Source organism: Nostoc sp. CALU 546 (assembly GCF_048836525.1).
Window position 1 is genome coordinate 24,368 of the sequence record NZ_JAWJTF010000034.1, and the last position, 10,853, is coordinate 35,220.

Here is a 10,853-nt window from a genome sequence, read left to right on the forward strand (position 1 = left end):
ATTAACTCACAGCATAATCTGTATACTGCCGGATGTAAGGTGGGTGAAATCCAACTACAATATCGTTTTTTGGTACTCCCATCGCCGCAAGTTGCTCACCTACATCCTCTTCTGTGCCATTCCACTGAATCCAAATTTTGCCATTTTTGATATCAAAATGCATCACAGGGCCAAAAATCCTACGTCTATTTTGCCAACCAATATATATCAGTTGGTAATGGTCTTGTTCTACGTCAAAAATTGTTTGAGCTTCAATTTCATTATTAGAGGAGGCGCGTTGAGCATATTCTGTAAGTAATTGCCGAATACACTTTCGATATTTATCTAAATCTGCCATCGGCTAATTTCCTCCGTTTCCACATCATAAACTATCAGATTAATTTGACTACGCTGGATAATACTTTTAATAAATGGTTTATTTAAAAAATCGTTATAAGTGTTTAAGGGTACTGCTAAATACAAAACTCGCTCAGAATCTATCTCTTCTAACGCATATCGATAATTAATAAATTGTCCCACCGCAGTATGAAACTCAGAAATAGTTGAAGTACCGATAAAACTTTTAACTTCAACCGCTATTATTTGTCCCTCTCTTTCTGCCGCAATAATTCTCTCTGCTCCCAAATCGATGTACATATCGGTAATATTTTCTATGCGAATTAGCAAAGGATCATGAGTAATTCGCCACCCATCCTTTTGTAATGCCGATTTCACAACATTGTGAAATTTATCTCTAGCTGACATAAACTATTTTTTCAGCCTGTATGAGCATTCTAAATATATTTAGCCAAAATTAGGGGATAGAGAAGAGAAGTAAAGAATTAATATAGGAATCCGCTTTGATTTCTGAACGAATTTGCGTAGATAGGCTAATCTTCTACCGAAATCAAATATGAGTCCTATAGTAAAATTCCTTACTTCTATCTTTTTTAATTCCCTTGCAACGGGGCGTTTAAGACTTTCTCGATGCGATCGCGCGTTTCTAGTAAGTGCGCTTTGGTGTATTCATCATCTGAATTAACCCCCTTAAGTTTCTCATCTAGTTGTTTGAGTTTATACCAAGCTAGAGTACGAGCATCTTCAGGAACATATTCTTTTCGCAATACCATACCAGTCAAAATGTCCAGATATTGACGCTGCAAGCCTCGCCGTAAACTGGCAATCTTCATTGGTTTACCTTTTGGTTTGATGACTTCCGTCCAAATACCTGATTGTAAAGTTTCAAATAGTTCAGGTAGAGTCAGTGCATTTTCGGGCTTTGTTTTGAGTTCAATATCCTTGAGGCGAGAGAGGCGATCGCCTGAGAATAAATCCCGCAACACAGAACCCTGCATCAGTAGCACTAAGTCATGAATTGGATAATCCAAACGACCAACTTGAGGAGAACTACCCCAATGTCGCCAACGAGAAGGTGCTAATTTATTCAGTAATTCTGGTGAAAAACTCAGGGCATCTTCTGCAAACACATATTTTTGCAGCGTTTCTAAGGCCTGCCGTTGTTGTTCAACTGGTACTGGTTCAAATGGTAATCGCTGTTGGCGGACTCCAGAGACTTTCTCGGAGGCAATCTCGCCAGGGCGGATGCGATAGAAAGATTGTCCCCCAATATATTTTGTGGTGTAATATATTTGCTGGAAATAGTTACCCAATACTGTACTAAAACGTTCGCTCACATCGCTGTAACTATCACCATCTGTTGGGAAACGTTTATCGAGACGTTCCCACATCACCCGCGAATTATTCAATTGCCACTGAGAATAAAGCAGCACATTACCACTGTTATCCCAAGCATTGGCAGTTGGGTCAAGGTCATAGACATCTTCATCTGTGGAATAACTCAACTCTGGCTTGTAAGATTCTGCTGCAATTTCCTCCAAAATTGGCTTTTCTGCTATGGGAGTTGATGTTTGAATTGGTATGTAACCATACTTAATCGCCCATTCATCATAAACACCCACCATACTGGGAAAATAATCTCCCTGTTTTGTCCCTTGAGGGGCAATATTTGGGGGAATATAGTCCATCACAGAAGTTGTCAAACCTTTAGTTTTGGTAATTTCCGTATTATTCATTTCCTCCGGTGCTAGCAGTGTACTACCACGGAAGTTATGACGTAAACCAAGAGTATGTCCAACTTCGTGAGCAATGATTAAACGTAAGTATTGATTGATATATTCTTTCACCTGATCTGGAGTGGCCATAGTATCTGGCAGCAGTGACATCGCCAATGAACCAACGGCAAACTGGTTAGCAGCTTCCATCCCATAGCATAAATCGTACTCGCCTGCCATTTTTGATAAACGACTCAACAACCCCTGTTTCCCTTGCATCTCCTGGGGTATACCATTGTTTTTCGCATCTAAACCATTAGCGCAAAGTAGACGATTTTGCATCAAAGCTGATAAAGTACTGCGATTTTGTGTTTGGCTAGATTGTTGGCTAGGTTGGACGATTTTGCGATACTCACTCTTTAGTAGCCTGACAAAGCTGGCATCTACAAGAATGTCTGCATCCAAAATTTCTCCAGTCAAGGGGTTAACGCGGGATGGTCCCATTGCAAAGTATCCATCGACTGTGTTAATCCAGCGAATCGTGTTGTAACGAATATCTGCTGGGTCCCATGTGGCGTCATCTGGCATTTGGCGGACTTCAATTGCATCCTTGAATCCAGCTTTGAGAAAGGCTTTGTTCCACATCAGGACGCCTTCTTTCATTGCATCGCGGTACTCTAAAGGCACAGCGTTATCAATCCAGAAGACAATCGGTTTTTTGGGTGGAGAAATTTTTGCTTTTGGGTCTTGTTTTTCCAAATCCCAGCGATTGATGTAGCGGACAAAAGAATCGCCGCGATCGTCTTTGGATAAGTCTTGGTAGGCGGTGATGAAATAGCCGATGCGATCGTCAGCAATACGCGGTCGATAATCTTTATCAGGTAGTTGGGAGAGACTATAGTGGACACGCAGGGTAAAGCCACGGTTGTCAGCTAGCGACGCAAAGCTTGCTATTTCACTTTCACGGCCAGTACCACCAGAGAAATTCAAAACTGATTCGATTTCTAAATTTTGGGGAAAAGCTTTAGCAGTACCAAAATAAGACTGGTCTGTGCTTCCTGGGACTCCTAAACTTGCAGATAATCCAGCTAAGTCTGTCAGTAGCAAATCGCCCAAGTCGATGAGAAAAGTTTTGCGTTGTGGATGAATACTTTTAATGGAAATACTGTAGAGAACAGAGTCACTAAAAGACCGGGCTAGCGATCGCGCCTGGGGATCTCCCTCACGAGTCCGAAAATTCACATTGCGAATGACAAAGTTTAGTTTATCATCCACCCGTTGGAAATAAAACAAAAAATCTTGTAGAGGCATACCGCTGTAAATACCCCGTTCGCCAATACCTGATTCCAGCGTTGCCGTAGCTAGGTAATTTTTATTGAGTTGCTCTGGCTTAATTTCTAGATAAATTTTATTCTTTTCTTTATTGCGATATAGAGTGAATAATCCCCCTGACTTTTGGGTATCTTTGATTACTTCGTCAAATGCCTCTAAATCATCCTTTGCTACTGGTTTACTAGGATTAGGCTTGGCATTCGGTTTTGCAACTTGTAAAAATGGTTGCTGCCCTGCTTTTTTAGGATCTTTTACTACCCAAATGAACGGTTGAGGCTGTGCATGTTTATTTTGATTAACTACCCAAACTTGTCCCGAAGGTAGCTTCTTTTCCTGAGAAATATTAATATTTTTTAGCGATAAAGCTGGTGTCATTAACTGATTATGAGATTTCTCTGCAATTCTGTCTATAACTACCCCTTTTACAATCTTATGTTTGCCTGACAACTCGGTATCAACTTTGTTAAAAGATGGTGACTTAGCACTAGCCGTTGTTATCCCTAAAAATAAACCCTGTAACAAAATCATATAAAAGCTTAATCTGTTCATCGCATCCATTCCCCGATAACTATCACGCAATTAATTTTGAACTTTTGTAAAGCTATATAGCCTAATCTTTACCCATTCTCTTAGCTGCTTTATATTAAGCAATAAACTTTTGACTTCAATTTTAGTTGCCATCCTTCAGTTTTTCTATGCTGTTTTAGTGTAGGATTTCTCCTAACAATTGCCTCTTCAAGAAACAGTAAGCATTATTTTTACATCAAACTAGTAAACTTCTTGGGAAAAAAGCATAACAAAATAGCAAAAGCATGGAAATTAGTTGATTTTGGAAAGAATTTTAAGCTAACACTTTATTTACCTCAACAGAAGAAGCTTAATGTTACTACAGATGAGCGAAAAGCCACCCTCCAGGAAGGCTGTTGGCAAATGCACAAGAAGTAGCTCGTCATAGACATAGCCAACTGATGATTTTTTTAATATAGTATTTGTTTATACTCTTGATTGTTGGCAATGAATAGCAAACTAGCATAGAAAAAGTTTTAATTCAGGATTATCAAAAACAGTAACTTAAATGTAACAACGGACACAGAAATGTCAACATATTTATCTCAAGTCTGGCAACTGCTGAGAAATTATGTGAGGGGTACAAGGTTGGAAGAGATGCCAAAGACCACATCGCCAGAAACCGAAGCAGTTTTACCTCTAGAAAAAAGTATTAAAGAACCAGATAAAAGCGTTAAATTTGCTCAAGATGATTTGCAGGAATATTTATACTCTCCGAGACTGCAAAAAAGCTTAGAAAAATGGGCAATACCAAAGAGCGGTTTGACTTCTAAGATAGACGATCAGACATTAAGCACTCTACCCTCTGGGTTATCCTTTAGAGTGTGCGATCGCCAGATGCATGAAGAAATTTATGATTTACTAGGCAATGGGGCGATGAAACCAGAAATAGTCAGCCAAGTAATGGAATTGGTTGTGACTGATAAAAAAATTCGCCCAGAACTACTTTTCTGGCGGCTAGAAGATTTTTATCATCGCTGGTGTCAGGGAGAATTTATCGATGGGACACCAGATGATAACCTACCTCAGAAAAAAAGATTAAAGCTGGCGGCACAAAATATTGCGATCGGATTGAGACAGGTAGACATATATACAGGTCTCAACGTACTGATTTTACTGTTAGAGTTACACCGCTACGCTCAAGAGCAAGATGAACTCAAACAAAAAATCACCTTCTATCCATCTGCACAACCAGACACAGACAATTTTTTCACATCTCAATTGCTGCGGATTATCAACTATAGCGATGCCCTGGAAATTGGCAACTTTAGCAGTTTAGTCGGGCAATTCCTCAAAGGCGGTAACTTTCAGAGTGCTTACTTAGGCGATGCCAACCTCACCGGGGCAGACTTTAGTGGCGCTGACCTAAGCCTTGCTTATCTCGGCGATGCCAACTTAACTGGCGTCAACTTCAGCGGTGCCAACCTTAGCGGTGCTAACCTTGGTGATGCCAACCTCAGCGGTGCCAACCTTAGCGGTGCTAACCTCAGTGGGGCCGACCTCAGTAGCACCAATCTTAGTGGTGCTAATCTTAGCTGTGCCAACCTCAGCCGTGCCGACCTAAACCGCGCCGACCTCAGCAGTACGAATCTCAGTCGCGCCGACCTCAACCATGCCGACCTCAACCGCGCTGACCTGAGTAGCACCAATCTTAGCCATGCTGATCTAAGTAATGCCATCCTTTTCGGTGCAAATCTGAGTGAAGCCAACCTTAGCTGCGTCAGCTTTAGCTATGCCGATCTTTGCCGTGCCGACCTCAGTGGTGCTGATTTGAGTCACGCCATTCTCAACGGTACTAACCTCAGTGACACAATTCTTTTCAGTACCAACCTGAGTGATGCCATCCTTGTTGCCGCAGACCTCAGCTACGCCAAACTTAACGGTGCCAAACTTAACAATGCCAGACTTAACGGTGCAATGTTTTTAGGTGCCGATCTCAGTGGCGTAGACCTGAGTCGGGTGATTCTCAACGAAGCCGACCTCAGTGGGGTGATTCTGAACGACGCCGACCTCAGTGGTGCCGATCTCACCGACGCCATCCTGTTCGGCACAGACCTCAGCTATGCCAACCTTAACAGTGCTAACCTCAGTGGCAGTAACCTCAGTGGTGCTATTCTCAATGGTGCGGATCTTAGCCATAGCAACCTCAGTTACGCCATTCTGGGTGGTGCAGACCTCAGCGACGCCAATCTCCAAGAAATGACCTGGGGTAAAAAGCAGCAGTGGGAAGGTGTGCGGGGATTAGATACAGCAGTTAATGTGCCAGAGGCGTTGAGAGAAGAACTGGGATTGAATTGAGAGGAAGCGGGGACAAGGGGAAAGATAAAACCCAAGTTTTGAATGAATATCAGAGGGCTATCTCCCGCTTGCTAGAGTGTAAGTCATTCACGTAAAATATAGTGCCATTGTTGCGGCAGTTCTCATGACCTCATCTGCGTCGTTTGACACATTAGAGTCTTTACAGGCGGATATCGCTGAATTGATCGCTCGTTTACCGACATTAAAAAATCGGCAATTTATTCAGCAAGCACTTGCTACTATTGTTCGTCTAGCTGATACCGAAATTGAGCGCCTCGATTGGAAAATTTTGTCTGCTGCTTTAGCAGATATGGAGCGCGGTTTCCAGCTTTTTTATGATTACCGACACGTTCGCAAAGTTACAATCTTCGGTTCTGCTCGTCTCGCCGCAGATACACCAGAGTACCAAATGGCGCTTGAGTTTGCTCGTGCTGTTTCTGAATTAGGATTCATGGTGATGACCGGCGGTGGCGGTGGGATCATGCAGGCGGGACACGAAGGTGCTGGGCGAGAAAATTCCTTTGGATTAAACATTCAGTTACCCTTTGAACAGGAAGCGAACCCGTTTATAGAAGGTGATCCCAAGTTAATACACTTCAAATATTTCTTTACACGCAAGCTGTTTCTCCTGAAAGAAAGTGATGCAGTAGCGTTGTTTCCGGGAGGCTTTGGCACTCAAGATGAAGCTTTTGAATGCATGACATTAAGCCAGACTGGAAAATTTGGGCCAGTACCTCTAGTTTTAATTGATCGCCCTGGTGGTGATTACTGGCGCTCTTGGAGCGAATATGTTGATAAGCAATTAGTGCAAAATGGTCTTGTCAGCCCCGAAGACCCTAGCCTTTACACAGTGACAGATAATCTGGATGTGGCTTGCGACGCTATCACCCGTTTTTACCAGGTTTATCATTCCAGTCGTTATGTAGGGGATCAATTAGTCATCCGCCTGAAGACAGATATATCAGACACTCTTGTTGAGCAACTCAATGCTGATTTCAGCGACATTATTGTTAAAGGACGAATTGAAAAAAGTCAGGCATTACCTCAAGAAGCACAAGATGAAACTGTTGGGCTACCCCGCCTCATTTTGTGCTTCAATCAACGCGACTTGGGGCGCTTATATCAGATGATTGCCACAATTAATCAGATGGGTATTCCTTCAGCAGAGGATGCAGCACATCCAGAAAGAAAATAGATATTAACTAATTCGTAATTCGTAATTTGTAATGACTTCGCGGACTATTTCGTACTGCGCTAAGGTAATTTTAGGGTTTGAGTCCCGTATTAAATTCTAAAATTGCTGCTTTATAATTAGTCGGGGTAGGAATCCTTAACTAATTCAATTACGAATTACGAATTATTTTGATGAGATGCGATCGCTTCATACCTTGATATACATTTTTCTCATAATTAATTCATCCCATTGTCTCAGTTAGAGATTTTTTATTCTCATTAGGCTATCTTCATAAGCAATGGGCATTTTGGCATTGTCAGAGGAGCCACAAAAACAATATTATTCACCCTACTTACAGATGATAAAAACACCAGCTATTATGACTCAATACTGATTAGCGTAAAAAAACTTGTATATTAGCACAGGAAACTTAAATCCTAACAGAGGAATAAAAGATGCTGGAATTATTGGGTTCAGGTTTGGTGTCGCTTTGGCTGGAAATGGCCGGGGTACAAATCAAGCCTCTAGATGCCTTAGATGCTTTGACTTGGCAAAGTAGTCCTGGCTTAGTTCTTGCCCCTGATCCCAATCCAACTGGGGCAACTACGGTGCAGGAATATCTGAAAGAGCTAGTAACATCAAAACTAGTCGCCCAAAATCTAGCTGAGAGTCAGGGAATTTGGATGCAGTCGGGGCCGATGCTGATGGCAAATCACCAAGGTACAACACCTCTGCCGGCTGCCTCTTTAACTAAAATTGCCACTTCACTAGTTGCGTTGAAAGCTTGGGGGCCAGATCACCAATTTGATACTTTCGTCAGTGTCACTGGGCCAGTGGTAAAAGGGGTTGTCCAGGGCGATTTGGTGATTACTGGTGGTGGCGATCCTTTGTTTGTTTGGGAAGAAGCGATCGCTCTTGGTAATACTCTCAATAAAATGGGGATCAAGCAGGTAAAGGGAAATTTGATCATTAATGGCAATTTTGCCATGAATTTCCAACGTCAGCCGATGCTAGCCGGTCTAATACTTAAGCAAACACTAAATCGTGCGACTTGGGGACGCCCTGCTGTTTACATACACTCAATCATGCCCAAGGGAACACCCAAGCCTGAAGTCGTGATTGCTGGTGCGGTGAAAGTTGCGGTTCAACCCAATGCTCAACAAACTTTGTTACTACGTCATCGCTCATTACCCTTGAAGCAACTAATTAAGGAAATGAACGTTTACAGTAACAACGATATGGCAGAGATGCTGGCAGAGTCAGTGGGAGGAGCAAGTGTAGTGCAATCAACCGCTGCTAGCCTTGCTAGGGTGCCACAAGTGGAAATTCAGTTAATCAATGGTTCCGGCCTAGGCCAGGAAAATCGCATTTCCCCCAGGGCTGCTTGTGCAATGTTGATGGCTATTCAAAGGGAAGCAACCACCCATCAACTGAATTTGGCTGACTTGTTCCCTATGTCTGGGTTTGATCGCCGGGGAACACTGCACGCCAGACACATTCCCCCAGCAACCGTGATCAAAACTGGTACTCTCCGCGATGTGAGCGCTTTAGCGGGAGTGATGCCCACGCGCGATCGCGGTTTGGTTTGGTTTGCTATTATCAATCGTGGTACAAATCTCTGGGGTTTGCGGACTGGACAAGACCAATTACTGCAAAGTGTTGTCCAACAATTACAAATCCCTTCAACTGTTCCCGCTACCCTCACTCCTCACTCAGCCATCAACTCTTTACCCCAGCTAGGTGCAGCCAGTCGAAATGAAATTTTGAACAAAAGTTAGTTCATCCATAGTCCACCGTTCAAACAGAAAGTCAGACAGTCTAATTCGCAATCCAAAAGTTTTATTGATGGGTGAAAACCGAACTTGTAAAGGGTGAATGTCCATAATAGCTTTTGGGTTAGATTTTCCATTAAGTTGATTACAGATAGTTCGTAAAATGCCCTAACCTAGTATTGGAAAGAGCAGGAGAAACTTGAACTAAAAAGCCAACGTCAATAAACTTGAACTAAAAAGCCAACGTCAATTTTGTAAAAATAACTGTAAATAGATTTGTCACGACTAAGCAACAATTAGGCTTATAAATTAGGTTGTGATTATGCGATTTCCCAAATTATCTCGGTCTCTACGTCAACTCAGTAGTCATGTTTTAGCGATCGCGCTAGGAGTTTTGCTCACGGTTAGCACATTGCAGGTGTTACCATCCCAAGCCGAACCAGCACCTATAGTCACTGCTGGAGATACTTCAGAAATCATTGCCCAACGCCAATCACCAGCCACGGCTGCGATCGGTAGCACCAGCTTTGTCACAGCAGCAGTGAACCGTGTGGGCACAGCAGTTGTCCGCATTGATACTGAGCGGACAATTACTCGTCGCGTTGATCCATTTTTTGAAGACCCGTTTTTCCGCCGTTTTTTTGGTGACGGTTTCCCCCAACAGATGCCTTCTGAGCAGTTACGCGGTTTAGGCTCAGGTTTCATTATTGACAAGAGCGGCTTAGTTTTGACCAATGCTCATGTGGTCGATAAGGCTGATAAAGTAACAGTCCGACTCAAAGATGGTCGCACCTTTGAAGGGAAAGTTCAAGGTATTGATGAAGTCACAGATTTGGCAGTAGTCAAGATTAACGCTGGTAATGATTTACCAGTAGCACCCCTGGGTTCTTCCACTAATGTACAGGTAGGAGACTGGGCGATCGCAGTTGGTAATCCTTTAGGATTTGATAACACCGTTACCTTGGGAATTGTCAGTACCCTCAAACGTTCCAGCGCCCAAGTCGGCATTAGTGATAAACGCTTGGACTTCATTCAGACAGACGCCGCCATTAACCCTGGTAACTCTGGCGGGCCACTATTAAATGGTCAAGGTGAAGTGATTGGCATTAACACAGCCATTCGTCCTGACGCGATGGGTATTGGGTTTGCAATTCCTATTGATAAAGCCAAGGCGATCGCAGCGCAACTGCAACGTGATGGTAAAGTTGCTCACCCCTACCTAGGTGTGCAAATGCTAACTTTGACACCCGAACTTGCCAAGCAAAATAATACCGATCCCAACTCTCCGATTCAGATACCAGAAATTAATGGTGTTTTTGTCATGCGAGTTGTTCCAAATTCTCCAGCTGCATCTGCGGGTATCCGGCGCGGGGATGTAATTCTGCAAGTTGATGGTAAAGCAATTACCAGTGCTGAACAATTGCAGAATGTTGTGGAAGATAGTCGCCTTGGACAAATATTACAGGTGAAAGTGCAACGGGGTAATCAAACACAGCAGCTTTCAGTCCGCACAGCTGAATTGCAAAATGCTTCGTAGGGGCAAATAGCCAATTTTAATTGTGTGGAATAGTAGGGGTAAAGCACATTGCTCATTGGTGTCAATTTAACGCGAAACCCCACGTCCGCCAGGGATTGTAAATCCCTGTCTCATAGATAAAG

General features: G+C 42.9%; 7 protein-coding genes. 4 read left to right on the forward strand and 3 right to left on the reverse strand.

Annotated elements, in window-relative coordinates; all coding sequences use genetic code 11:
* Position 1: 1 nt before the first annotated feature.
* The 3 genes from RRG12_RS18250 to RRG12_RS18260 all read right to left on the reverse strand — a co-directional run bounded on the left by RRG12_RS18250 (position 2) and on the right by RRG12_RS18260 (position 3,932).
* A complete protein-coding gene (locus tag RRG12_RS18250) occupies positions 2-337 on the reverse strand; it encodes a XisI protein (RefSeq protein ID WP_069073868.1) in 336 nt (111 codons plus the stop codon).
* Complete coding sequence (locus RRG12_RS18255) at positions 325-744, reverse strand: XisH family protein (RefSeq protein WP_069073867.1); 420 nt, start codon at positions 742-744, stop codon at positions 325-327. The genes RRG12_RS18250 and RRG12_RS18255 overlap by 13 nt, the downstream gene beginning before the upstream one ends.
* Before the next feature lie 185 nt (positions 745-929).
* The gene (locus RRG12_RS18260) at positions 930-3,932 is read right to left on the reverse strand and encodes a zinc-dependent metalloprotease (protein ID WP_420760254.1); all 3,003 of its coding nucleotides are present in this window, start codon (positions 3,930-3,932) and stop codon (positions 930-932) included.
* Positions 3,933-4,478: 546 nt separating this feature from the next.
* On the opposite strand from RRG12_RS18260, the gene RRG12_RS18265 reads away from it, so the two are divergent.
* The 4 genes from RRG12_RS18265 to RRG12_RS18280 all read left to right on the forward strand — a co-directional run bounded on the left by RRG12_RS18265 (position 4,479) and on the right by RRG12_RS18280 (position 10,731).
* Positions 4,479-6,248: a pentapeptide repeat-containing protein gene (locus tag RRG12_RS18265; RefSeq protein ID WP_420760255.1), complete on the forward strand. Its 1,770-nt coding sequence runs from the start codon at positions 4,479-4,481 to the stop codon at positions 6,246-6,248.
* Between the two features lie 124 nt (positions 6,249-6,372).
* A complete protein-coding gene (locus tag RRG12_RS18270; protein ID WP_420760256.1) occupies positions 6,373-7,443 on the forward strand; it encodes an LOG family protein in 1,071 nt (356 codons plus the stop codon).
* 434 nt (positions 7,444-7,877) lie between these two features.
* Positions 7,878-9,200 carry a D-alanyl-D-alanine carboxypeptidase gene (locus RRG12_RS18275; protein WP_420760257.1) on the forward strand — a complete coding sequence of 441 codons (1,323 nt, stop codon included), beginning with the start codon at positions 7,878-7,880 and terminating at the stop codon, positions 9,198-9,200.
* A 316-nt stretch (positions 9,201-9,516) separates the two neighbouring features.
* Positions 9,517-10,731, forward strand: a complete 1,215-nt coding sequence (locus RRG12_RS18280; protein ID WP_420760258.1) for an HhoA/HhoB/HtrA family serine endopeptidase — start codon at positions 9,517-9,519, stop codon at positions 10,729-10,731.
* The last annotated feature ends 122 nt before the right edge of the window (positions 10,732-10,853 follow it).

What these genes read in the sequence shown, in the direction of transcription:
- RRG12_RS18250 (WP_069073868.1), bottom strand. Translation starts at nt 337, where the DNA reads ATGGCAGATTTAGATAAATATCGAAAGTGTATTCGGCAATTACTTACA.
- RRG12_RS18255 (WP_069073867.1), bottom strand. Translation starts at nt 744, where the DNA reads ATGTCAGCTAGAGATAAATTTCACAATGTTGTGAAATCGGCATTACAA.
- RRG12_RS18260 (WP_420760254.1), bottom strand. Translation starts at nt 3,932, where the DNA reads ATGAACAGATTAAGCTTTTATATGATTTTGTTACAGGGTTTATTTTTA.
- RRG12_RS18265 (WP_420760255.1), top strand. Translation starts at nt 4,479, where the DNA reads ATGTCAACATATTTATCTCAAGTCTGGCAACTGCTGAGAAATTATGTG.
- RRG12_RS18270 (WP_420760256.1), top strand. Translation starts at nt 6,373, where the DNA reads ATGACCTCATCTGCGTCGTTTGACACATTAGAGTCTTTACAGGCGGAT.
- RRG12_RS18275 (WP_420760257.1), top strand. Translation starts at nt 7,878, where the DNA reads ATGCTGGAATTATTGGGTTCAGGTTTGGTGTCGCTTTGGCTGGAAATG.
- RRG12_RS18280 (WP_420760258.1), top strand. Translation starts at nt 9,517, where the DNA reads ATGCGATTTCCCAAATTATCTCGGTCTCTACGTCAACTCAGTAGTCAT.